The sequence below is a fragment of the Brevibacillus parabrevis genome (assembly GCF_003710905.1).
Classification (GTDB): Bacteria; Bacillota; Bacilli; order Brevibacillales; family Brevibacillaceae; genus Brevibacillus; species Brevibacillus parabrevis.
In genome coordinates this window covers 131,449-154,696 of sequence record NZ_RHHV01000009.1, presented here as the reverse complement: position 1 = coordinate 154,696, position 23,248 = coordinate 131,449, and the positions used below count along the sequence as shown (strand labels likewise).

22 protein-coding genes and 1 other RNA gene are annotated in these 23,248 nt (G+C 53.3%); 21 read left to right on the top strand and 2 right to left on the bottom strand.

Annotated features, from left to right (window positions below; translation table 11 throughout):
- Window positions 1–16: 16 nt before the first annotated feature.
- The 4 genes from aspS (at window position 17) to EDM60_RS11985 (ending at window position 4,229) form a co-directional block, all read left to right on the top strand.
- A complete protein-coding gene (gene aspS / locus EDM60_RS12000) occupies window positions 17–1,807 on the top strand; it encodes an aspartate--tRNA ligase (protein WP_122964300.1) in 1,791 nt (596 codons plus the stop codon).
- Window positions 1,808–1,857: 50 nt separating this feature from the next.
- A non-coding RNA gene (gene ssrS, locus EDM60_RS11995) (6S RNA) lies at window positions 1,858–2,039 on the top strand.
- Window positions 2,040–2,108: 69 nt separating this feature from the next.
- The gene (locus EDM60_RS11990) at window positions 2,109–2,864 is read left to right on the top strand and encodes a tRNA threonylcarbamoyladenosine dehydratase (protein ID WP_122964195.1); all 756 of its coding nucleotides are present in this window, start codon (window positions 2,109–2,111) and stop codon (window positions 2,862–2,864) included.
- A gap of 6 nt (window positions 2,865–2,870) precedes the next feature.
- Window positions 2,871–4,229, top strand: coding sequence for an AAA family ATPase (locus EDM60_RS11985; protein WP_122964194.1), 1,359 nt, complete (start codon window positions 2,871–2,873; stop codon window positions 4,227–4,229).
- Between the two features lie 15 nt (window positions 4,230–4,244).
- Here EDM60_RS11985 and EDM60_RS28570 read toward each other — a convergent pair whose 3' ends face one another.
- Window positions 4,245–4,418, bottom strand: coding sequence for a hypothetical protein (locus EDM60_RS28570; protein ID WP_167470284.1), 174 nt, complete (start codon window positions 4,416–4,418; stop codon window positions 4,245–4,247).
- A 98-nt stretch (window positions 4,419–4,516) separates the two neighbouring features.
- Between EDM60_RS28570 and cymR the strand changes: the two genes are divergently transcribed.
- The 9 genes from cymR (at window position 4,517) to EDM60_RS11940 (ending at window position 12,404) form a co-directional block, all read left to right on the top strand.
- Entirely contained in the window at window positions 4,517–4,936 is a 420-nt protein-coding gene (gene cymR, locus EDM60_RS11980; RefSeq protein WP_063230222.1) for a cysteine metabolism transcriptional regulator CymR, read from the top strand.
- Window positions 4,937–4,969: 33 nt separating this feature from the next.
- Complete coding sequence (locus tag EDM60_RS11975) at window positions 4,970–6,118, top strand: cysteine desulfurase family protein (RefSeq protein WP_122964193.1); 1,149 nt, start codon at window positions 4,970–4,972, stop codon at window positions 6,116–6,118.
- Window positions 6,119–6,254: 136 nt separating this feature from the next.
- The gene (locus EDM60_RS11970; protein WP_167470283.1) at window positions 6,255–6,635 is read left to right on the top strand and encodes a DUF4183 domain-containing protein; all 381 of its coding nucleotides are present in this window, start codon (window positions 6,255–6,257) and stop codon (window positions 6,633–6,635) included.
- Window positions 6,636–6,740: 105 nt separating this feature from the next.
- Window positions 6,741–7,118 (top strand): DUF4183 domain-containing protein, encoded by a 378-nt coding sequence (locus tag EDM60_RS11965; protein ID WP_122964191.1) that lies wholly within the window; start codon window positions 6,741–6,743, stop codon window positions 7,116–7,118.
- Window positions 7,119–7,352: 234 nt separating this feature from the next.
- The gene (locus EDM60_RS11960; RefSeq protein WP_122964190.1) at window positions 7,353–9,017 is read left to right on the top strand and encodes a methyl-accepting chemotaxis protein; all 1,665 of its coding nucleotides are present in this window, start codon (window positions 7,353–7,355) and stop codon (window positions 9,015–9,017) included.
- 102 nt (window positions 9,018–9,119) lie between these two features.
- On the top strand, window positions 9,120–11,381 hold the full coding sequence (recD2, locus tag EDM60_RS11955; RefSeq protein WP_122964189.1) for an SF1B family DNA helicase RecD2: 2,262 nt from the start codon (window positions 9,120–9,122) through the stop codon (window positions 11,379–11,381).
- A 75-nt stretch (window positions 11,382–11,456) separates the two neighbouring features.
- Entirely contained in the window at window positions 11,457–11,954 is a 498-nt protein-coding gene (locus EDM60_RS11950; protein WP_122964188.1) for a PRC-barrel domain-containing protein, read from the top strand.
- 18 nt (window positions 11,955–11,972) lie between these two features.
- A complete protein-coding gene (locus EDM60_RS11945; RefSeq protein ID WP_005832479.1) occupies window positions 11,973–12,179 on the top strand; it encodes a hypothetical protein in 207 nt (68 codons plus the stop codon).
- A gap of 30 nt (window positions 12,180–12,209) precedes the next feature.
- Window positions 12,210–12,404 (top strand): hypothetical protein, encoded by a 195-nt coding sequence (locus EDM60_RS11940; protein WP_229049892.1) that lies wholly within the window; start codon window positions 12,210–12,212, stop codon window positions 12,402–12,404.
- 120 nt (window positions 12,405–12,524) lie between these two features.
- Here the strand turns inward: EDM60_RS11940 and EDM60_RS11935 are convergent, their stop codons facing one another.
- Complete coding sequence (locus tag EDM60_RS11935) at window positions 12,525–13,211, bottom strand: TerC family protein (RefSeq protein WP_122964299.1); 687 nt, start codon at window positions 13,209–13,211, stop codon at window positions 12,525–12,527.
- Window positions 13,212–13,583: 372 nt separating this feature from the next.
- On the opposite strand from EDM60_RS11935, the gene EDM60_RS11930 reads away from it, so the two are divergent.
- From EDM60_RS11930 to EDM60_RS11895, 8 genes are all read left to right on the top strand, one after another.
- Window positions 13,584–14,648 (top strand): AI-2E family transporter, encoded by a 1,065-nt coding sequence (locus EDM60_RS11930; protein WP_122964186.1) that lies wholly within the window; start codon window positions 13,584–13,586, stop codon window positions 14,646–14,648.
- A 321-nt stretch (window positions 14,649–14,969) separates the two neighbouring features.
- Window positions 14,970–17,618: an alanine--tRNA ligase gene (alaS, locus tag EDM60_RS11925; protein ID WP_122964185.1), complete on the top strand. Its 2,649-nt coding sequence runs from the start codon at window positions 14,970–14,972 to the stop codon at window positions 17,616–17,618.
- A gap of 123 nt (window positions 17,619–17,741) precedes the next feature.
- Window positions 17,742–18,002, top strand: a complete 261-nt coding sequence (locus EDM60_RS11920) for an IreB family regulatory phosphoprotein (protein ID WP_063230247.1) — start codon at window positions 17,742–17,744, stop codon at window positions 18,000–18,002.
- A gap of 9 nt (window positions 18,003–18,011) precedes the next feature.
- The gene (gene ruvX / locus EDM60_RS11915) at window positions 18,012–18,428 is read left to right on the top strand and encodes a Holliday junction resolvase RuvX (RefSeq protein WP_122964184.1); all 417 of its coding nucleotides are present in this window, start codon (window positions 18,012–18,014) and stop codon (window positions 18,426–18,428) included.
- 6 nt (window positions 18,429–18,434) lie between these two features.
- A complete protein-coding gene (locus EDM60_RS11910; RefSeq protein WP_005832492.1) occupies window positions 18,435–18,725 on the top strand; it encodes a DUF1292 domain-containing protein in 291 nt (96 codons plus the stop codon).
- A gap of 82 nt (window positions 18,726–18,807) precedes the next feature.
- Window positions 18,808–20,286 carry a sigma-54 interaction domain-containing protein gene (locus EDM60_RS11905; RefSeq protein WP_122964183.1) on the top strand — a complete coding sequence of 493 codons (1,479 nt, stop codon included), beginning with the start codon at window positions 18,808–18,810 and terminating at the stop codon, window positions 20,284–20,286.
- Between the two features lie 530 nt (window positions 20,287–20,816).
- Entirely contained in the window at window positions 20,817–21,707 is an 891-nt protein-coding gene (locus tag EDM60_RS11900; RefSeq protein WP_167470288.1) for an NAD(P)-dependent oxidoreductase, read from the top strand.
- A 24-nt stretch (window positions 21,708–21,731) separates the two neighbouring features.
- Window positions 21,732–23,189, top strand: coding sequence for a CoA-acylating methylmalonate-semialdehyde dehydrogenase (locus EDM60_RS11895; protein WP_122964181.1), 1,458 nt, complete (start codon window positions 21,732–21,734; stop codon window positions 23,187–23,189).
- The last annotated feature ends 59 nt before the right edge of the window (window positions 23,190–23,248 follow it).

The window sequence follows — 23,248 nt, the reverse complement described above, 5'->3', positions numbered from 1 at the left end:
AGTGGGGGAAATCATCATGTCTTGGCAATATCGCACCGTACACTGCGGTGAAGTGACAACTGCACACGTAGGACAGGAAATCGTATTGAACGGCTGGGTACAAAAGCGCCGCGACCTCGGCGGAGTTATTTTCATCGACTTCCGCGACCGTACGGGAATCGTGCAGATCGTATTCAACCCGGAGCACAACAAAGCGGCTTGGGAAGCGGCTGACAAAGTGCGTAGCGAGTACGTTCTGGTCGTAAAAGGAACAGTAGTCAACCGCGCGCCTGAAGCAATCAATCCGAAGCTGAAAACAGGCGAAGTCGAAGTTCATATTTCCGACATTCAAATCTTGAACGACGCGAAAACGCCTCCGTTCCAAATCGAAGACGACATCGAAGTAGATGAGCAAGTTCGCCTGAAATACCGCTACCTCGACCTGCGCCGTCCGGAAATGCAACGTTCCCTGTTCCTGCGCAGCAAAGCGGCGAAAGCATTCCGCGACTTCCTGGACGAGAACGGCTTCCTGGAAGTGGAGACACCGATTTTGAACAAGAGCACGCCAGAGGGCGCCCGCGATTACCTCGTGCCGTCCCGTGTGCATCCAGGCGAGTTTTACGCCCTGCCGCAATCCCCTCAGCTGTTCAAGCAGCTTTTGATGGTGTCCGGTCTGGAGCGCTACTACCAGATCGCCCGCTGCTTCCGCGACGAAGACTTGCGCGCTGACCGCCAGCCTGAGTTTACCCAGGTGGACATCGAGACGTCGTTCTTATCGATGGACGAAATTTTGCCGATGATGGAAAAAATGGTCGCTCACGTGTTCAAGCAAACGATCGGCGTGGATGTCGTGACGCCATTCCCTCGTCTGACTTACGCGGAAGCGATGGGACGCTACGGCTCTGACAAACCGGACGTGCGCTTCGGCATGGAGCTGACAGATGTATCCGACCTCGTAGTCAACAGCGACTTTAAAGTGTTCGCTTCTGTCGTATCTGGCGGCGGTCAAGTAAAAGGGATCAATGCAAAAGGCTGCGGTCACTACTCCCGCAAAGAAGCAGACGATCTGGGCAAATTCGCTTCCCGCTACGGAGCAAAAGGCTTGGCTTGGATGGGCTTCAAAGATGGCGAAGTAAAAGGACCGATTGCCAAGTTCTTTAAAGAAGAAGAAATTACCGAGCTGAAAAAGCGCCTCCAAGCGGAAGAAGGCGACCTGCTTCTGTTCGTAGCCGACAAGCCGAAAGTGGTTGCAGACGCATTGGGAGCACTGCGCTCCAAGCTGGGCGCGGAGCTTGGCCTGATCGACCACAGCAAGTTCGCATTCCTCTGGGTTGTAGACTTCCCGCTGGTAGAGTGGGATGAGGATGCCAAACGTTACGTGGCTCTGCACCATCCGTTCACTCGTCCAAAAGACGAAGACCTGCACCTGTTCGACACCGATCCGGGCCAAATCCGTGCGCAAGCGTACGACATGGTGCTCAACGGCTACGAGCTGGGCGGCGGTTCCATGCGGATTTTCAAACGCGACGTGCAAGAAAAAATGTTCAAGGCGCTCGGCTTCACACTGGAAGAAGCGCATGAGCAATTCGGCTTCCTCCTCGATGCATTCGAGTACGGTACACCTCCACACGGCGGAATCGCCCTCGGTCTGGACCGTCTGATCATGCTCCTGGCTGGCCGTACCAACCTGCGTGAAGTGATCGCGTTCCCGAAAACGGCAAGTGCGAGCGACCTGATGGTCAATGCACCGGATGTAGTAGCTCCGAAACAACTGCAAGAGCTGTCGATTGCAACAATCGTGACAGAAGAAGAAAAGGTAGAAGCGTAATCGACTTGCGCAACTGCATTGCTGTTTGATACATTGGTAATACTATCTACAAAGCCCTGCGATGTTCGTGACATCCGATAGTTTTGAGCCACAAAGTTTGTTCAGGGAGTTTTTCGTCCGCAATTGTAAAGGCATGCCTCCGTCGAGTGGACGTCTGTAACAGTTGGGCAAGACACCCACCTGCGATTAGCAGGTTCAAAACTAAGGAGCTACACGGCATAATGGGGCTCCTTTTTTCTTTGTGATTCCTACTTTTCCGATTGACAATTATCTTACTTGCGAATGAAAGGTGAAACGAACGATGCTTCATCAATTTTCCCGTTGCGAATTGGCCTTCGGTCCCGAAGGTTTGGAAAAAATGAAAAATAGCTGCGTCGCGGTTCTCGGAGTCGGCGGTGTCGGTTCCTTTACAGTGGAAGCGCTGGCGCGTACAGGTGTAGGCAAGCTTGTGCTGGTGGACAAGGACGCCGTTGACATCACGAACATTAATCGGCAAATTCATGCGACACTGAACACGATTGGACAAAAAAAGGCAGAACTGATGAAGGAGCGCATCGCTTCGATCAATCCCGAGTGCGAAGTCGTGACGCTCAACATGTTTTACAACGAGGAGACATATGAGCAGTTGTTTGCCCATGAACTCGACTATATCGTAGACGCCATGGATACGATGTCTGCCAAGCTGCATCTGATCCAGGAAGCCAAACGCCGCAACATCCCGGTTATCTCCAGCATGGGCGCTGCCAACAAAATGGACCCGACCCGGTTTGAAGTAGCGGATATTTCCCAGACGAGCTACGATCCGATCGCCAAGGTCATTCGCCGCGAGCTGCGCAAAAAAGGCATCTACAAAGGCGTCAAGGTCGTCTATTCAAGAGAGATTCCTGTAAACGTGCGCACGGATGTGCGTGAGAAAATCGTTTCCAACCCGGATTCACCGATTAGCAAAGTGCGGCAGCCTCCAGCGAGCAACGCGTTTGTTCCGTCCGTAGCGGGCCTGATTTTGGCCAGCGTCGTCGTGCGTGACTTGCTGGACTGGCAGCCGATAAAAGGATAGGGTAGCATGAACGATCTGTTTTCGTTTGCTTATGAAGAAGAGGGCGGCAGCAAGCAAAAGCCGCTCGCTGCACGCATGCGTCCAAAGACGATCCAGGAAGTGATCGGCCAATCCCACATTCTCGCGCCAGGCAAGCTCCTGCGCCGGGCGATTGAAGCCGATCAAGTATCGTCGCTCATTTTTTACGGGCCGCCCGGGACGGGAAAAACGACCTTGGCAAAAGTGATTGCCCGGACGACCCGCACGCATTTTTCCGAGTTGAACGCCGTAACGGCAGGAGTGGCGGACATTCGCAAAGTCGTTGAGGCGGCCAAGGAAAGACTCGTGATGGACAACCAGCGCACGACTTTGTTCGTCGATGAGATTCATCGCTTCAACAAGTCCCAGCAAGATGCGCTGCTTCCTTATGTAGAGGAAGGCACGATCATTTTGATCGGGGCGACGACGGAGAATCCTTTTTTCGAGGTCAATCCGGCGCTCTTGTCGCGTTCGCAAGTGTTTTCGCTCCAGTCGCTTTCGCACGAGGAATTGCAGCAGGTCATGGATCGCGCGCTCGCAGATGAAGAGAACGGATTGGCGGAACTGTCTGTCAACGTGACGAAGGAAGCGGCGGAGCATTTGATCCAGTACGCAGAAGGAGACGCCAGACGTTTGCTGAACGCCTTGGAGCTGGCTGTGATGACGACGCCGCCCGGAGCGGACGGGAGAGTGACCGTAACGCTCGATGTAGCGGTCGAGTCGATCCAACGCCGCGCCGTGCGCTATGACAAAAGCGGCGACAACCACTACGACACGATTTCCGCTTTTATCAAGTCGATACGCGGTTCCGATCCCGATGCTGCGCTGTACTGGTTGGCGAGGATGATCGATGCCGGAGAAGACCCGCGGTTTATTTCGCGCCGACTGGTCATCTCGGCTTCCGAGGATATTGGAAATGCCGATCCGCAGGCGATCTCGGTTGCGGTAGCCTGCTTCCAAGCGGTAGAATTGGTGGGGATGCCTGAAGGACGAATCCCGCTGGCGCAAGCGACGACGTATTTGGCTACAGCTCCGAAAAGCAATGCCGCATACAACGGGATCAACTCTGCGCTGGACCGGATTCGCACCGACGGCCACAAGCAGGTTCCTATCCACTTGCGAGACTCGGCTTACAAGGGCGCAGCCAAGCTGGGACACGGTCAGGGATATCTGTATCCGCACGACTATCCGTACGGTTATGTGCCCCAACAGTATCTGCCTGACGGTGTACATTATTCGTTTTACCAGCCAAAGGACTTTGGCTACGAGCGTCATATCCGGCGTTTTCAGGAAGAGAGACAAAAGCTGGATAACCGTGGATTGCCGAAGAAAAACTCCCCCGAATAAAGGGGGAGGGTGAAGTTAGGTGCGGACGTCTCCGCCGGGTTTGTTCGGCAAGTCACCGTTTTCGTTCGGCTGTTTGCTCTGTTCGCTCGCCCCGTAGCGGGCTTTGTGGGCAATGGTGCCCGCAGGCTGTTCGTACAACGTGTCGGACGGGTGGTTGCGTCCTCGTTCTGAGCGTTTGTTTGTCGCCATTTTGCTTTCACCCCCTAAGATGCTAGTGTGTCCCAGGACGCTCAAGTCATGTAAGCTAAGGGAGTGGGTAAACCCAAGAATAAGAGGAGAGTTGCTACGTGAAGATTTCTACGAAAGGACGCTACGGACTGACGATCATGATGGAACTGGCCAACCGTGTTGGGGAAGGGCCGACTTCCTTGCGCAGCATTGCCCAGAAGCACGACCTGTCCGAGCATTATTTGGAGCAGTTGATCGCGCCTTTGCGCAACGCAGGATTGGTGAAAAGTATTCGCGGAGCTTACGGCGGCTACGTGCTGGCGAAACAGCCGGACGAAATATCCGCAGGCGACGTCATCCGCGTACTGGAAGGACCGATCAGTCCGGTCGAGTTTGCAGAAGAAGAAGATCCGGCCAAACGCCATCTGTGGCTGCGCATTCGCGACAGCATCTCTGCGGTGCTGGACGCGACTTCGCTTCAGGATTTGATCAGCTTCGAAGACGACGGGCATTCCGATAACTATATGTTTTACATTTAAGCAACAGCTACCAAGCTAGTAGAAGGTGACACAGTGTCTGACATGTTGTATTTTGACCACGCTGCCACGACTCCGGTACATCCGCGAGTGCTGGAAGCGATGACTCCGTATTTGACGCAAGTATTCGGCAACCCGTCCAGTGTCCACGGTGCCGGTCGCGAGGCGCGCAAAGCATTGGAGCAAGCGCGGGATGCGATTGCCAGCTTCATGGGTGCCGAAGCGCAATCGCTCATTTTTACGAGCGGCGGCACGGAAGCGGACAATATGGCGATTATCGGCGGGGCGATGGCCCAGCGCGAACGCGGCCGCCATGTCATTACGACGCAAATCGAGCATCATGCCGTCCTGCACGCTTGCGAGTATTTGGAGCAGGCAGGGTTTGACGTCACGTATTTGCCCGTAGATGAGACAGGCTCTGTCCGGATGGAAGACTTGCAGCAGGCTGTTCGTCCCGATACGGTGCTTGTGTCGATCATGTACGGCAACAACGAAGTGGGAACGATTCAACCCATCGTAGAGATCGGGAACTTCCTCCGGGAAAAAGGCATTATTTTTCATACAGACGCCGTTCAGGCATTTGGCGTGCTGCCGTTTCAAGTGAGCGAGTTGCCTGTGGACATGCTGTCCGTGTCCGCGCATAAAATCAACGGGCCAAAAGGCGTTGGCGCCCTGTACCTCGGACGCAAGATTCCGGTGTCTCCGATTTTGCACGGCGGCTCCCAAGAGCGCAAGCGCCGGGCGGGAACGGAGAATTTGGCGGGAATCGTCGGCTTTGCAGAAGCGACGAAGGTTGCCGCAGAGGAGAGGGCGGACCGGGTAGCCAAATACGAGCAGATGAAGGCAGTCATGCTCGCGGTTTGGCAAGAGGCGAACATCGCTTACCATGTAAACGGTCATCCCGAGCATGTGCTCCCGCATATTTTGAATGTCAGCTTCCCTGGCGTTCACACCGAGACGATGCTGATGAACCTCGACTTGGTTGGCATCGCAGCTGCAAGTGGCTCTGCCTGCACGTCCGGGTCGCTGGAACTGTCGCATGTACTCGTGGCGATGAAGCTTGCCGATGAGATTGCCCGATCCGCCATCCGCTTCAGCTTTGGCATTACCAACACGGTAGACGAAGCAAAACAGGCGGCGCAGGCCGTGGCGCAAATCGTGAGCCGTCTCGCCCGAAGCAAATAGCCTTCAACGACAAACGAACCGCTTGGGTTATGTCCCTGAGCGGTTTTTTCCTGTCCAAAAAATGGTTGCCTGCCGGATTCCAACGGCTTTTCGCAAACATACGCTACTACTGACGTCGGTTGAAAAAGGTGAGAGTATGTTCACGGACAAAGCATCTGAGGCAAAAGCGAAAAAAATCGAAGCAGAGAAGGCGACCAGACTTTGTGCGGAGCCAGAGCTGGAAAAGCAAGAAAGGCAGCAAAAGCAAACGCATCTGAAAGCGGACTGTCATTACTTTTGTGCGATCGCGGATGGGACAAAGCGGGTCTACACCGACGAGGACGCCTGGTTGCCGTACACGACCAGCGGGATTCTTGATCCAGACTGCGTTTCGTTGGTGAACTTGTTTATCAACGGGATGATCCAGCCTCCTGTCCTCTATGAAGTAGCCAAAGGCAGACTGCGGCTGCTGACAAAAGAGCCTCCAGGCAAAGATGTGAGCATCGTCCTGCAATTCATTGCCATTGCCGCATCGTAGCGTTCGTTCGCGACGGAAAATAAGGCGGATGATTACGTCACTTGTCCAACACTTCTTCGCAGCTTGCTCAATAAAATAGAGTAGCAACGAAAAGGAGGACGGATGATGGCGCTTGAGATACTGAAGATCGTGGTCACAGCTACGACGACAACGAATGCGGTTCCGACCGTGACGCGCTTTTTTCGCAGAACATTGGCTCTTGTCGTCGGACCGGCGACGTTGACCATAAATGTAGGGGACTTTCAAACGGATGCGGGTACAACGGCTACCTCTCTCCCGACACTTCCGGCAAACAATAGCTACTATAACGTCTACATTAACGGGATCATGCAAATGGGCGGGCTTACCACTTATACTCCGGGTGGATCGGGAGTAGGGAAGCTGGACATTACCGTGCCGTCGGGGCAAACGATCGCACTCAGTACCGTCATTGTACTGGAAATTGTCAGCTATGCCCCTACGTCGTCGACAACAGTGAGCTGACGGCGCAGCGTACCACAGCACACATGGAAAATGAGGAAATAAAAGGAAAAAAATCAGATAACAGTTCGGTGCAGATTGCAAGCAAAAAAAGCAATCTGCTTTTGTTTTTCGCTCCAAATTTTCTAATTGTGTGGCAATTGTGGTTAATAGTGGATAACAATGTTAGAATGATTCCGTAGAACCAGGCCGGAAGAACGAAAGCGCTTTCGTCCAGCAAAAGGAGAGGAATTATTCATGATTGCCAGACGTATCTCGATTCGCTACAAACTGGTGCTTACCATTCTCTTCCTGACCATGCTTCCATTGATGGTAGTCGGGTACATCCAGTTTGAAAACGCACGGAATGCGGTTTACAGACTGACCGTTTCCGATTTGCAATACATAACCCAAATGAAGGCCCGGGAGCTGGTTCCCTACACCCAGGACACAACGATCAGCGACAGCAATAGACAAAAAATTGACGAGATCATTCGCGAGGTGGCAGAGAGCTACTATAAGCCGAATGGCATGGTTGGCTATGCCTATATCGCGGATGCCAGCGGAGTCCCGATCTTCCACCCGGACCCGAACGTGCAAAACAAATCGCTCGCGGGCGAAGCGTTCATGCAAGAGATGCTGGCGAAAAAGAGCGGCTGGCTGGAGTATGAGTTCCAGGGAGCTACGAAGTTGACCGTGTACGAAGAGTTGCCGAACGGCTGGATTCTCGCGATTGGCAGCTACCAGAACGATTTGCTGGCGACGATCGAGAGCAGCCGTCCGATGATGTTCCTTTTGAACCTGATTAGTGCAATCGTGGCTCTGGCTACCGGAATTTTTATCGTCAGCAGGCTGGTTCGTCCGCTGAAAGAGCTGGTCGCAGCGATGAAAATGGCCGAGACGGGAGATTTGACCAAGCGTGCGAAAATCCGTTCGGGGGACGAGCTTGGCGAGCTGTCAGCTATGTACAACGAGATGATGGAAGTGTTTTGTAAAATGCTGAGTGAAGTGCAGCGTGTCTCCCAGCAGGTTGCGGCGGCATCCGAGGAGTTGACAGCGAGTGCAGCAGAGAGTGCCAGGGCTGCCGAGCAAATCTCGCTTGCTTCAACCGAGATCGCCATGGGCTCGGAGCAGCAGAAACAGACCGTATCGGATACCACTCGATCTTTGTCGCACATCGGCGGCGATATCCAAGAAATCGCCTCTTCCACGGAGCGGGTCAATGCGGATGCGACGCAGGCGTTCCTTTTGGCGCAAGATGGCGAAGGCAAGCTGAAAGAACTTGTTCAGGAAATGGATCAGATCACAAATCATGCGAGAAATACAGAGCAAGTCATCCGGGAACTGGGAATGCAATCGGAAAAAATTATTGGAATTATTACGATCATCCGGCAAATTTCTGATCAAACCAATCTGCTTGCGCTGAATGCAGCGATTGAAGCTGCCCGCGCAGGTGAACAAGGAAAAAGCTTTGCAGTCGTTGCGCAAGAGGTACGCAAGCTGGCAGAACAGTCAGGACATGCGGCAGAAGAAATTGCTTCGCTGATCCATGCGATTCATACCGATATTTTGGATGCGGTGCAGGCGATGGGAACGACAACCGAAGCCGTCCAGGAAGGCAGAGGCGGAGTAGCCATCGCCGGAGAAAGCTTCCAGCAAATTTTGGTGGCCGTCCAGGATGTCAGTCAGCAAGTGTACCGGATGAACGAGGCGGCCCAAGGGATTCATCGCGATACGGTCAAACTGGTTGCGCACTCGGATAAAATTGCGGAGTTGGCTGACACGGCGGCACGAGATACGCAAGAGGTAGCGGCAGCGTCCGAACAACAGACCGCGACGACGCAAGAGATGACGGCGGCTGCGGAAACATTGGCGCAAATGGCTGAACAGTTGTCAGACCAAGTAAAACGCTTTACAATTTAAAACGTATGACTGCGAGAAAAATCCACTTTCCCTGTTAAAGTGGATTTTTCTGTTCGTGCCACTTTGAACGTGCTTGGAGCAAGCAAGAGAGGAGAAGGTGAGATGGAAGAACAACAATCAATCTCCCTGTTTGCGGAAAACTATATTCGCGGATTTATTTCACAAGAAATTTTTTACAATGAAGAAACATGGTACGGAGTTATTCGTCTAAAGATAGAGGAGACTACTGAAGCGATCAAGGAATCAGAAGTCATTATTGTCGGCAACTTCCCTCGTCCTCATCCGGATGAGCTATACACCTTCTACGGCGAGTGGAAAACGCATGCTCGCTTCGGGCAGCAGTACGTGGCGAAGCGATACGAGCGAGAGACGCCGAAGACATTGTCGGGCGTGGAGCGGTATTTGGCCAGTGGACTGTTTCAGGGCATCGGGAAAAAAATGGCCAAACGAATCGTGGAACATCTCGGCGTAGATGCCTTGACGATTATCGCCGATTATCCGGAGCGGCTCGCAGAAATTCAAGGGATTTCCGAATCGCGCGCCAAAATCATTTACGAGTCTGTGCTGGAGCATCGTTCGCTGGAAAGCGCGATGGTATTTTTGTACGACTTCGGAATTGGCGTGAACATGGCGTTGCGAATTTACCAGACGTACAAGCTGGAGACGATGACCGTGCTCAAGGAAGAACCGTACCGGCTGATTGAAGATATCGTCGGGATCGGCTTCAAGCGGGCGGACGATATTGCGCGTGCTACCGGGATAGCCGCATCTTCGGAAGAGCGTGTCAAGGCAGCGGCGCTGTTTGTGCTCCAGGAAGCGTCTTATTCGGAAGGCCATGTTTATTTGCCGATCGAAGAGCTTTGCGAAAGAACATTGGCACTGCTTTTGGAATGCGGCGGACATCTGTTTGTCGCAGAAGACATTACCCGTGCGGTCGAGGACATGTTTGTCGCGAGCAAAATTGCCTGGGAAGACGAGCGCGTGTACTTGCCCTCCTTGTTTTTTGCCGAGCTTGGGTTGGCCAAAAGGCTGCGTCATTTCGCGCAGCGGGACTCATTCGGCTCGTTTCCTACCTCTGAATTTTACCGTGCGCTGGGAGCCGTGGAAGATGAACTGGGCATCACGTACGCCCAGACGCAGCGAGACGCGATCGAGCAGGCGATTACATCCGGGCTGATGCTTTTGACGGGGGGACCGGGAACGGGGAAAACAACGGTAATTCGCGGGATTTGCCGCGTCTTTTCGCAGCTGCACGGCCTGTCACTCGACCTGAAAAAATACAACGAAGAAAATCCTTTTCCGATCTTGCTCGTTGCGCCAACCGGACGGGCTGCCAAGCGGATGACGGAGACGACTGGCTTGCCAGCCATGACGATTCATCGCCTGCTCGGCTACAAAGGGGAGAGCTTCGAGCACGACGCCGAGCATCCGATTCGCGGCAGGCTGTTGATTGTGGACGAAATGTCGATGGTCGATATTTGGCTGGCGAACCAGTTGTTCCGCGCCGTACCGGATGAGATGCAAATTATTATGGTCGGCGATCCCGACCAGCTGCCGTCCGTCGGCCCGGGAAACGTCCTGCTCGATATGATCCGCTCCGGCTTGTTGCCGCTGGCCCAGCTTACGGAGATTTATCGGCAGGCGGAGGAGTCGACGATTATCCGGCTCGCCCACGATGTGCGCAAAGGCAACGTTCCGGCAGATTTGCTCTATACGACACCGGATCGGCGATTTTTCACAAGTTCGCCACAAGAAGTTCCGGAAGCAGTGAAACAAATTTGCTCCGGAGCCGTAAAAAAAGGATATACGGCAAAAGATGTACAGGTTTTGGCACCTATTTATAAAGGAAATGCCGGGGTGAACCGGCTGAATGAAGAGTTGCAGGAGCTGTTTAATCCAAAGACGCCGCAAAAACGGGAAGTGACCTTCGGGGACACGACGTTTCGCACTGGCGACAAAGTCCTGCAACTGGTGAATAATGCTGAGGAACAGGTGTTCAACGGCGATATGGGTGAAATTGTTGCGATTTTTTTCCCGAATGAGAACGCAGAAAACCAGGAAATGCTGGTCGCTGCCTTCGACAATCGGGAAGTGGTGTACAAGCGTTCCGATTACCATCAGTTGACGCTTGCCTACTGCTGTTCCGTACACAAATCGCAGGGGAGCGAATTTCCGATCGTAGTCATGCCGTTTGTCAAAAGCTATTACCGGATGCTGCGGCGCAAGCTCGTTTATACGGGCATTACCCGGAGCAAGTCTTTCCTCATTATGTGCGGGGAGCCAGATGCTTTTCGCGCAGCCGTGGAAACGGACGAGGAAGGCGTGCGGTACAGCTTTTTGGAAGAACGGCTCAAGCAGGATTGAAAGCTGGAACCATTTGCGCCGAATGGACATGTCCGTTTCGCCCGATACTAAAGGAGCGGAAGGGGGATGTCCCACATGCGCAAGGCAATGGATGCAGTCGGTTTGCCAGTAGTTTGCCTCCAGACGGGAGAGACGCTCGGCACCGTTCGTGACATTCTTTGCGACTCCACTTGGCATGTACGAGGAGTCTTGCTGAGCGAACAGGGTTGGTTCCATTCTGGCACCTACATTCCTACCGAACAGATTCATGCGGTAGGGGAATCCTGCCTTACCGTATCGGGTAAAAACGCAATCACGCCCTTGCCTCATCTCGCCGGATTTGAGCCTGTCGGCATCGTGACGGGAAAATCAAAGCTAAAAGGAAAAGCGGTCATTACCGCTTCCGGAGAACTCCTTGGCAGGCTGGAAGATGTTTACTTTTCAGCGAACTGGGAGAAACTTGTAGGGTACGAACTGTCCAATGGCTGGTTTGCGGACGTGACAGAAGGTCGCAAGCGTTTGTCTGCCCCAGCTTCCGTCATCATCGGGGAAGAAAACCTGATCGTGCCGGACTTTGTTCGTATCCAGGCGTGATAAGGGAGGAAAAGCGTGATGCGTGTCATTTGCCCGAACTGCAGTTCCAAAGACGTAGGGAAGATTGGAACCAATCAATACTACTGCTGGAATTGCTTTATAGAAATGAGCGTTTCCAACGAGCAGATTGCTTCTGTCTACCAGGTGGAAGAAGACGGTTCTTTGCATTCGCTCAACGATCTGTTTATTGAAGATCAAACTGTCTCTGCTCAACTGAACATGTAGCAACTGCTTACGCAGGAAAAACAACTGGAGGTGGCACGCTTGTTTACACGAAGCCTTTTGCGCGTCCTTGCCACAAGCGGAATTGTGGCTGTCATTGGCTATTTGATGGCTCCGCGCCGCCGCAGTCGGTTTTCACTGAATTGGAATCAGCTGCCGTTTTCCATGCGTGATGTGACGCGCATGCTGAAGACAGGGCGCAAGCTGATGCGCGCCGTAACCCGTTAACGGGGGATGACGCTCACAGGAACGTTCATAAGCACCTGAACATAGTATGAGTTCGGGTGCTTTTTTTTGTGCAGAAAAAAGCTCCGTCGCACGGATGGCGACGGAGCCTACGTTTATTGGTCAGTTTTGTTCGGCGAGTCGTTTTTGCTGCTGGCTTTTCATGCGTCCAATCAGCAGGACGCCGACGACAGCGGCAACGATGAACACCCATTTGACCCACGGATAAGCGGTAAAGAACGGGGCCAAAAACTTCTCGCTCGTTACCATGCTTGCAGCCGTGTAAGCGAGGACGCCCGCACCGACGTAAATCACGACAGGGAAACGCTCCATGAATTTCAAAATCATCGTGCTTCCCCAGACCATGATCGGAACGCTAATGATCAGTCCGATGATCACCAGAAGAAAGTCGCCATGTGCGGCACCGGCAACAGCGATAACGTTGTCCAGACCCATTACGGTATCCGCCACGATAATCGTCCAGATCGCTGCGCCAAGACTTCCGCTTGCCTTCATATTCTCGTGACCGTCATCGGAGACGAGCAGTTTGAGGGCGATCCACAACAGAATCAAGCCACCTACGAGCAGCAAGCCCGGAATTTTCAGCAGCCACACTACTGCGAGTGTTGCCAAAGCCCGGATAATAATCGCGCCCACCGTTCCCCAGATGATCGCTTTTTTCTGCTGATGGGCTGGAAGGTTGCGTGCAGCCATCCCGATGACAATCGCGTTGTCTCCGGCCAAGACCAGGTCGATGACGATGATCGCAAGCAGCGCCGACCAAAATTCAGGTTGTAACAATAGTTCCATGTTCAATTCCTCCTCCTCTTCCTGTTTGGAAAAATGAGTCATCCACCGGGCCGTTTTCTAGATACCTCCCATATTGTATGTAAAGGGGCACAAAAGAAAACGACCTTTCCCTGGACAGGCAAAGGTCGTTTGAAAACAGAAAAAGACCTTTTACCTGTTAGGCAAAGGTCTTGCTTACAACATTAGAAAAATGTTGCCAACATAGCCGGGGATTTCTCCCGTAATGACGACTATGTTGCGAAAAAGCTACTCCCCTTTGGAGATATCCTCTTGTAACTCCATACTACTATCGATGCTTGGAAGGTGTCAATAGGTTACATGAATTTTGTACGAAGAACACACCCTAATGGAAATGGAGAGGAGGTGTCCTTCGTGGATGAATTGCGGCGTAGCCGCCTTTTTGCGGCTGCTCTCTGGTTGATTGCGCTGCTCGTCATCGGCAATCTGCTGTGGATGCTCCGTTCGGTCCTCGGGCAGTTGTTCGCCCTTTTGGAGGAAGTGCTGATTCCCATTATATTGGGTCTGGTCATTGCGTATTTGCTTCATCCGGTCGTGCAGCTGCTGGAAAAGCGCAGAGTCCCGCGGCTGATGGCCGTTCTGCTGATTTACGCTTCCTTTGTACTGGTGATTACGATTGCGGTCATCAACGCGATTCCCGTCTTTACCAATCAACTCGTGGAGCTGTCCGATGACTTGCCGCGGCTGATGGACTGGTACTACACGTGGATGAGCGAATGGGAGGCGCACAAATACTTTTTGCCAGACAGTATCTCCCACGGGGTGGATCGGGTAATTATCCAGTCGCAGGAAGGGATGTCCCACTCTGTAACGAAGCTTGTCAACAATGCCCGCCAGTCGCTTGGCAAGCTGTTTGCCTTTGCGATCGTCCCGTTTATTGCCTTCTATTTTTTAAAAGACATGAAGGAACTGCACGAAACAGGCATGTCTATCGTTCCGAAGCCGTACCGCAAACAAGTGCTGGTCGTCCTGCGGGACATTAATGAATCGCTCGGGAATTACATACACGGCCAGATGATCGTTGCGTTGGTCGTCGGGGTGCTGGCTTATCTCGGCTACTGGCTGATCGGCATGCCGTATCCGTTCGTGCTCGCCGCTGTGGTATGTTTGACGAACATCATTCCTTACATCGGGCCATTGATCGGGGCGGCGCCTGCGATTGTCGTCGCGCTGACGATTTCGACCAAAATGCTGTTGTTCGTGCTCGCCGTCAATCTCGTCATCCAGGTGCTGGAAGGCAACATCCTGTCGCCGAATATCGTGGGGCGCTCTTTGCAGTTGCATCCGCTGACGATTATCGTGGCCTTGCTTGTCGGGGAGACGATCGGAGGGATTATCGGGTTGATCGTGGCTGTGCCCGTACTCGCCGTTTGCAAAGTTGTCATCAGCCGAATTGCTGTGATGATGCATGAAAGTTGACATGGGTCAGGAAAAAAATTTATAATACGAACAGATGAGTACAGGCTTGATCAATGAGGGAACGAGTACGCTGCAAACCTTCTACAGAGAGGGCGCTTCACGGTTGAGAGGGCGCTCAGAAGAAGTGCAACGGAAGGCTACTCCTAAGACCGGGCAAAAACCGGCGGGTTGGCACCGTTAGATGCCCATAAAGCGACAGGCTGTCGCGCCGTTTGGCGTGCAAGAGAGCCTGTAAGCAGGGTGGTACCGCGAGAAAAACAGTTCTCGTCCCTGAGGGGATGGGAGCTTTTTTATTTATTTTCAGAATAGAGGAGAATGCAGATGAAGAAGCTGACAGGCAATCAAATTCGCCAGATGTTCCTTGACTTTTTTGTGGAAAAAGGACATCGCATTGAGCCGAGTGCTCCCCTGGTGCCAATCGACGATCCTTCCTTGCTGTGGATCAACAGTGGTGTAGCGACGCTCAAAAAGTATTTTGACGGACGCATCATCCCGGACAATCCGCGCATCACCAATTCGCAAAAGTCAATTCGTACCAACGATATTGAAAACGTTGGCCGGACGGCTCGCCACCATACCTTCTTCGAGATGCTGGGCAACTTCTCCATCGGGGAGTATTTTAAAGAAGAAGCGATCGAGTGGGCGTGGGAGTTTTTGACCAGCCCGAAATGGATCGGCTTCGATCCAGAGCTGCTTTCCGTCACGATCCACCCGGAAGACGAGGAAGCGTTTGAGCTGTGGAACAAAAAAATCGGAGTTCCCGAGGAGCGCATCGTTCGTCTGGAAGGCAACTTCTGGGATATCGGCGAAGGTCCGAGCGGTCCGAACACGGAGATTTTCTACGATCGCGGCGAAGCGTTTGGCAACGATCCAAGCGACCCGGAACTGTACCCGGGCGGCGAGAACGAGCGTTATCTGGAAGTGTGGAACCTGGTGTTCTCCCAGTTCAACCACAACCCGGATGGCACCTACACGCCACTGCCTAAGAAAAACATCGATACCGGCATGGGGCTGGAGCGGATGGCGTCGATCATCCAAGGTGTCGACAACAACTTTGAAACAGACCTGCTGTTCCCGCTGATCGAGCAAACGAGCGCGATTTCGGGTGTGAAATACAAGACGAGCCCTGAGCTTGACGTAGCGTTGAAAGTCATCGCTGACCACGCGCGTACGGTCGTGTTTGCCATCGGGGATGGAGCGCTTCCTTCCAATGAAGGCCGCGGCTACGTCATCCGCCGTCTGCTGCGCCGCGCTGTGCGGATGGGCAAAAAGCTGGGTGTGGAAAAGCCGTTCCTGTACAGCCTGACAGAAACAGTCGGCACGATGATGGGCGAGTTCTACCCAGAGGTTGTAGAAAAACGCGCGTTTATCGAAAAAGTCATCCGTGCCGAGGAAGAGCGCTTCCACGAAACGTTGAACGATGGCCTGGCTATTTTGTCTGACATGGTGAAGGCAGCAAAGGAAAGCGGTCAAACGCAACTGTCCGGCCAAGACGTATTCAAAATGTACGACACGTACGGATTCCCGGTTGACTTGACCGAAGACTTCGCGAACGAGCAAGGCTTGAGCGTAGATCGCGACGGTTTCGATAAAGCGATGGAGGAACAACGCGAGCGTGCCCGCGCTGCCCGTCAAGACGTGGACAGCATGCAAATCCAGGGCGGTCCATTGTCCGAATTGACGGTTACAAGCCAGTTTGTTGGTTATACTGAATTGGTAGCAACAGGAAAAGTCGAAGCGATCATTTTCGACAACCAATTGGCTGAACAAGCGGAAGAAGGCCAGACTGTACAAGTGATTCTCGACCAGACGCCATTTTATGCAGAGAGCGGCGGTCAGATCAACGACGAAGGATACTTGGTGTCCGACTCCGTCAAAGCCCGTGTGACAGATGTGCAAAAAGGTCCAATGGGCCAAAACGTGCACTCGGTCATCGTCGAAGCAGGAACGCTGCGCAAAGGCGATACGGTCCGCGCGGAAGTAAACCGCGAAGCGCGCCTGGCGATTACGAAAAACCATACAGCTACCCACTTGCTGCACCAAGCGCTGAAAGACGTACTGGGCACGCATGTCAACCAGGCAGGTTCTTTGGTAGCACCGGAGCGTCTGCGCTTTGACTTCACCCACATCAGTGCGATCACAGCAGAAGAGCTTGAGCGCATCGAGGCAATCGTCAATGAAAAAGTGTGGGAGAACCTGACTGTCGAAATCTCCAACAAAGCTTTGGCAGAAGCAAAAGCAATGGGCGCCATGGCGTTGTTCGGCGAGAAGTACGGCGATGTCGTGCGCGTTGTCAAAGTGGGCGACTACAGCCTTGAGCTTTGCGGCGGCTGCCATGTCAACAACACAGCGGAAATCGGACTGTTCAAGCTGGTCAGCGAAAGCGGCATCGGCGCAGGGACACGCCGGATTGAAGCCGTGACAGGACGCGGGGCTTACCAGTTCCTGAACCAGCAGTTCACGACGCTCAAAGAAGTGGCTCACGCACTGAAAGCACCTGTGCTGGCAGAAGCGCCTGCACGCGTGGAAGGCTTGCAGCAGCAGCTGAAAGAAGTTCAGCGCGAAAACGAATCGTTGCGCGCGAAACTGGGCAACATCGAAGCGGCATCGCTGACCGATCAGCTGAAGCAGGTAGACGGCATGAACGTGCTCGCTGCACGCGTATCCGCTTCTGACATGGACAACCTGCGCGGCATGGTAGACGAGCTGAAGAACAAGCTTGGCTCTGCTGTCATCGTGCTTGGCTCTGTTGATGGCGAGAAAGTCAACCTGGTAGCAGGTGTCACCAAAGATTTGATGGATCAAGGCGTTCACGCCGGAAAAATTATCAAGGAAGTGGCTACTCGTTGCGGCGGTGGTGGCGGCGGTCGTCCTGACATGGCGCAAGCGGGCGGAAAAGATCCTTCCAAGCTGCAAGAAGCATTGGATGCGGTAGTGGAGCTTGTCAAAAGCCAGGCAGTAACGAAATAACGAAAATCCCGCCAACAATTTTTGCAAAATCGACAAGGAGTAGGTTCCATCCGGGTCGAATAAAGTATGGAAGCGAAAAGCCAATACAACCTTTAAGTCTTGAAGGAAATCGAGGTGTTGATTGTGAGTTCGTTGGATAATACCATGAAGTTTACGGTGCCCAAGGAAGCGAATGCGGCGGAAGTGCAGGCAACATTGACAGAGGTTTACCAAGCCCTGCAAGAAAAAGGATACAACCCGATCACCCAGATCGTCGGTTACTTGCTTTCTGGCGACCCGGCGTTTATCCCTCGCCACAACAACGCGCGCAGCCTGATTGGCAAACTGGAACGGGACAAAATCATAGAAGAGTTGGTGACCGTTTACTTGTCCGAGCGCAAGTAGACCTTGAACATGACACGATTGATGGGATTGGATGTAGGCGACAAGACGATTGGAATTGCTGTCAGCGATGAGCTGGGATGGACCGCCCAAGGGGTGGAGACCATCAAGCGGCAGTCCAAGGAAAAAGATTTTGCCCGCATTCAGGAATTGGTAGCGCAATATCAAGTAGGTGCTTTCGTAGTAGGCTTGCCGAAAAACATGAATGGCACAATCGGGCCGCGCGCCGAGATGTGCCAGGCATTTGGCAAGCTTTTGGAGGAACGGACATCTCTTCCTGTCCACATGTGGGACGAGCGTTTGACGACGATGGCAGCAGAGCGTATGCTGATTTCTGCGGACGTCAGTCGCCAAAAGCGCAAAACAGTAATTGACAAAATGGCGGCCACATTGATCCTGCAAGGATTTTTGGACGCGAAATCGAGGTGACCCTAAGTGAGTGAAGAGATGATGGAAGAATTTGAAGTAGGCGACGTGATTGCCCTGACAGAAGAGGGAACAGAGGAGCCGCGAGATTTTCGGATCATGTATATTTTTGATATCGAAGACCGCAGCTATCTGGTGCTCGTTCCAGTCGATCAGGAGGAAGAAGAAGAGTACGAGGTTCACTTCCTGCGCTATGACGGTACAGACATGCTTCAGCCAATCGAAGACGACGAAGAGTGGGAGCAAGTAGAAGCTACCTTCGAAACATTGATTGCTGATTTGGAGAAAGACGGGATTTAACAACGAGAGAGGGCAGATGCCCTCTCTTTTTTTATCGGCAAGGCTGTTTGCTTCCGAAGTCAAACAGAGAGGAGAAAGCGAGATGGATGGCCTAATCGAGTCCGGCTCCGAACTGATTTGGGAAAAGTACAAGGAAGCCGAAAAACGGATACAGGAGTTGGAAAATTCAATCGAATGGTTCAAGGTGTGCTTCGATACAGCGTACGAGGGCATTACGATCGTGGATGAGCACGGCTACATTCGCATGATGAACGATGCGTACTGCCGATTTATCAGCGTGCGAAAAGAAGATGTCATCGGCCGTTACGTGGAAGAGGTGATCGAAAATACGCGTTTGCCTGTCGTGCTGCAAACCGGAATACCGGAAAGAAACCAGGCGCACAGACTGCTCGGGCAGGATATGGTCGTTCACCGCATCCCGATCTGGAAAGAAAACCGGGTCATTGGCGCCGTTGGCATGCTGATTTTTGAAGGGGTGTCGGAGCTGTACCAAATTTTTGACCGCATGCAAGTGCTGCACGAGAATATCGGAGACAGCCGAATTGTGATCGAGGCGCCTAGGCCGAAAAGCAACAAAGTGACATTTGACCAGATTATCGGGGAGAGCGAAGCGATCGCAGAGGCGAAAAAAGTCGCGCGGCGAGCGGCCCAGACGTCTGCCACGATTTTGCTGAACGGGGAGAGCGGAGTGGGCAAGGAGCTGTTCGCCAAAGCGATTCACTCGCTAAGTCCGTTCCAAAATGGCCCGCTCGTAATTGTCAACTGTGCCTCCATCCCGGAAAATTTGCTGGAGTCGGAGCTGTTCGGCTACGAGGAAGGCGCTTTTACCGGCTCGAAAAAAGACGGAAAGCCGGGCAAGTTCGAGCTGGCAAACAAAGGAACGCTTTTTCTGGACGAGATTGGCGACATGCCGCTGCACATGCAAGCGAAAATTTTGCGGGTCTTGCAGGAGCGCGAGGTGGAACGCGTCGGGGGAGTCAAGAGCATTCCCGTCGACTTTCGGCTGGTTGCGGCTACACACCATTCATTGGAAGACAGGGTGCGGGAGGGGACTTTTCGCAAAGATTTGTATTACCGCCTGAACGTCATTCCGCTTGTCATTCCTCCATTGGCGCAAAGAAGAACGGACATTCCTTTGTTGATCGCGGCGCAGTTGCAGGCGCTCAGCAAGAAAAACAACATGCCGCCAAAAGACATCGACAAAGAAGCCATGTCACTGTTGATCAACTACGATTGGCCGGGCAACATACGCGAGCTGGTCAACACGGTTGAGCGCCTTGTCACCTTGTCGGAGGACCATCGGATACGGACGAGTGACCTGCCTGCGGTCTTTTTCGGGGGAACAGGCTTTGCCGAAGCAGTCTTGCCCCAGCGTGATCGGCAAGCCGGGACGCCGCTGAGTCAGGCTGATGGAGGCGGAGCAGAGGGGGCTTTGGCGGAAAAGAAGCGTATTCTGGAAGCGCTGCATGAAGTGAAAGGGAACAAGTCGAAAGCAGCCAAAAAGCTCGGCATTTCCCGGGCAACGCTTTACAACAAGCTGAGCAAGTATCAAATTAGCTGATAGGTAGCAGAACGGGGGCGGCGATTAAAAAGTGTCTAGACGATTCGGTGTAATTGTCTAGACACTTTTTGTGTTTTTTGGACAGTTGGTCGAAAGAAAGCAAGGATGAAGCGGTGAAAACGTCGTGGCACGGAGTTTGCTTTCTGGAGGGGGGAGAGGCGGGATGTCGCTGCGATTTAGGGAAGAGGTAGAGAGCGCCTTGGGTTTGGAGATGCGGATGTGTCTGCGAACTAGGAAGAGGCAAAGAGCGTCCGGGACATAGGGAGGCGGGGCGTGCCTGCGATTTTAGGAGAGGGAGAAAGCGCCTTGGACTTGGCGAGGCGGATGTGTCTGCGACCTAGGAAGAGGCAAATAGCGTCCTGAACTTAGGAGGGGCGGGTGTGCCTACGATTAGGAGAAGTAAAGAGCGCCTTTGATTTAGGGATAGGCGGAGTGACCGCTAGACTCAGGAACAGACAGAGGCATCTGCCGTAGTGCATCCGTCTAACCCCTCATCTTTTAGAAAAAAGGAGGAGTTCACTATGTCGAGTTTGCCTGCAATTGGCATGATTGGTCTGGGCAATATGGGGATGCCTATGTCCAAAAACTTGCTTGGCAGCGGGTATGCGGTATATGGCTTCGACGTCAATCCAGACGCGGAAAAGGAGTTTGCGGCCGCTGGCGGAGTTGCGGGACTGACGATTGAAGAGGTGGTGAAACAGACAGAGGTCGTTTTGACGAGCTTGCCCTCGCCTGGAATTGTTGAGAGCGTTTACACCGGAGCGGGCGGCATTCTGGAGCATGCGAGAGCAGGGCAGATTCTCATGGATACGAGCACGGTGACACCTGGGCTGAATGAGCGCTTGGCAGTGGCTTGCGCAGGAAAAGGCGTCGGCTATTTGGCTGCTCCTGTCAGCGGCGGAGTCATTGGGGCGAAAAATCGGACGTTGACCATCATGGTGGGCGGACCAAAGAACTTGTTCGACCAGATGCAGCCGATATTCGCTGCGCTCGGTCAAAATATTTTTCACGTCGGGGCGAGGGTCGACAGCGGAACGGCGGTCAAGCTGATCAACAACTTGCTGATCGGGTTTTATACATCTGCGGTCAGTGAAGGCGTAACATTGGCGGCGCAAATGGGGCTCGACCTCGACCAGCTGTTCGAGATATTGAATGTCAGCTACGGACAGAGTCGCATCTACGAGCGCAACTATAAAAGCTTTATCGCAACCAACGACTTTGCGCCGCACTTTTCCTTGAATTTGCTGCTGAAAGACTTGAAAATCGCCCAGGAGATGGCTCATCAGGCTGGTCTGGATTTGCCGATCACAGCCGAGCTGATCAGCCTGTACGAGAAGTCGCAGCAAGCGGGCTTCGGTGAGCAGGACATGGCGGCGCTGTATTCCTACGTGCAAGCCGCACAGCGAAAAATTCAGGCGTAGTGCCACAGGGGAGGAGAATGATTCATGGCTACAGCAGTGAAAGAGGTAAAAAACTTCATCAACGGAGAGTGGGTGCAAAGCAGCTCCGGCAAATCGGAAGCCGTCATCAATCCAGCCACAGGCGAAGTCATCGCGCAGGTTCCGCTGTCTTCCCGGGAAGAACTCGATCAGGCTGTGAAGGCGGCGAGCGAAGCGTTTTCCTGGTGGCGCAAAACGCCCGTGCCCAATCGCACGCGGATTTTGTACCGCTATCATCAACTGCTTGTGCAGGAAGCGGAAGAGCTGGCTGTCATTATTACGCAAGAAAACGGCAAAAACATCAAAGACTCCCGTGGCGAGGTACAGCGCGGGATCGAGGCGTTGGAGGTTGCGACAGCCACTCCTACACTGATGATGGGACAATCGCTGCCGGAAATCGCGACAGGAATCGAGGGCGTCATGTACCGCTATCCGCTCGGAGTCGTGGCAGGAATTACTCCGTTCAATTTTCCGATGATGATCCCGCTCTGGATGTTTCCGCTGGCGCTGGCGTGCGGCAACACGTTTGTGCTGAAGCCATCCGAGCGCACGCCGCTGCTTGCGGAAAGACTGGTTGAGCTGATGATGGAGGCTGGATTGCCAAAAGGCGTGCTGAACATGGTGCACGGCGCCCACGACGTCGTGAACGGCATGCTGGTCCATCCGCTCGTCAAAGCGGTTTCGTTCGTCGGTTCCCAGCCGGTGGCCGAGTATGTCTACAAAACCGGAGCAGCTCATGGCAAGCGGGTTCAAGCGCTGGCGGGAGCGAAAAACCACGCGGTCGTCATGGCAGACTGCCACATGGAGAAAACCGTGCAGGGAATCATCAACGGCGCTTTCGGCAGCGCGGGAGAGCGGTGCATGGCGACGTCTGTCGTATGTGTCATGGAAGACATCGCGGATGAATTTACCGCAAAGCTGCTGGAAGCCGCGCAGGAGCTGAAAGCAGGAGATACGCAAGACGAGGAGGCGTTCGTTGCTCCGCTGATTCGGGACGCCCATCGCCAGCGTGTGCTCGGATACATTGAGAGCGGGGAGGCGCAGCGAGCGCGTTTGCTGCTGGACGGCAGAAGCGTGATGCAGGAGCTGCCGGACGGCTACTATTTGGGGCCGACCGTTTTTGACGGGGTGACGCCGGAGATGAAAATCTGGCAGGACGAAATTTTCGCTCCCGTTTTAAGCATTGTTCGTGTCAAAAGCCTGGATGAAGCAATCGAGCTGGCGAACCGCTCGGATTTTGCCAATGGAGCCGTGCTTTACACAACATCGGGAGAGCATGTGCGGCATTTCCGTGAAAATATCGACGCGGGAATGATCGGGGTGAACGTGAATGTTCCGGCTCCGATGGCGTTTTTCTCTTTTGCAGGCAACAAGGCGTCGTTTTACGGCGATTTGGGCACAAACGGAACGGATGGGGTGCAGTTCTACACCCGCAAAAAAACAGTGACGGCCCGCTGGTTCTAATCGGGTCTTGAGCAGAAATCCTCCCAATTCTTCTCTTTTCGCCAAAAAATCGTATACAG

Bases quoted from the DNA above. Each gene is read 5' to 3' on its own strand.
- EDM60_RS11935 (WP_122964299.1), bottom strand. From the start codon at position 13,211: ATGGAACTATTGTTACAACCTGAATTTTGGTCGGCGCTGCTTGCGATC.
- EDM60_RS11945 (WP_005832479.1), top strand. From the start codon at position 11,973: ATGCGTGTCATTTGCCCGAACTGCAGTTCCAAAGACGTAGGGAAGATT.
- EDM60_RS11905 (WP_122964183.1), top strand. From the start codon at position 18,808: ATGGATGGCCTAATCGAGTCCGGCTCCGAACTGATTTGGGAAAAGTAC.
- recD2 (WP_122964189.1), top strand. From the start codon at position 9,120: ATGGAAGAACAACAATCAATCTCCCTGTTTGCGGAAAACTATATTCGC.
- aspS (WP_122964300.1), top strand. From the start codon at position 17: ATGTCTTGGCAATATCGCACCGTACACTGCGGTGAAGTGACAACTGCA.
- EDM60_RS11990 (WP_122964195.1), top strand. From the start codon at position 2,109: ATGCTTCATCAATTTTCCCGTTGCGAATTGGCCTTCGGTCCCGAAGGT.
- EDM60_RS11970 (WP_167470283.1), top strand. From the start codon at position 6,255: ATGTTCACGGACAAAGCATCTGAGGCAAAAGCGAAAAAAATCGAAGCA.
- EDM60_RS28570 (WP_167470284.1), bottom strand. From the start codon at position 4,418: ATGGCGACAAACAAACGCTCAGAACGAGGACGCAACCACCCGTCCGAC.
- EDM60_RS11985 (WP_122964194.1), top strand. From the start codon at position 2,871: ATGAACGATCTGTTTTCGTTTGCTTATGAAGAAGAGGGCGGCAGCAAG.
- EDM60_RS11960 (WP_122964190.1), top strand. From the start codon at position 7,353: ATGATTGCCAGACGTATCTCGATTCGCTACAAACTGGTGCTTACCATT.
- EDM60_RS11895 (WP_122964181.1), top strand. From the start codon at position 21,732: ATGGCTACAGCAGTGAAAGAGGTAAAAAACTTCATCAACGGAGAGTGG.
- EDM60_RS11950 (WP_122964188.1), top strand. From the start codon at position 11,457: ATGCGCAAGGCAATGGATGCAGTCGGTTTGCCAGTAGTTTGCCTCCAG.
- alaS (WP_122964185.1), top strand. From the start codon at position 14,970: ATGAAGAAGCTGACAGGCAATCAAATTCGCCAGATGTTCCTTGACTTT.
- EDM60_RS11965 (WP_122964191.1), top strand. From the start codon at position 6,741: ATGGCGCTTGAGATACTGAAGATCGTGGTCACAGCTACGACGACAACG.
- ruvX (WP_122964184.1), top strand. From the start codon at position 18,012: ATGACACGATTGATGGGATTGGATGTAGGCGACAAGACGATTGGAATT.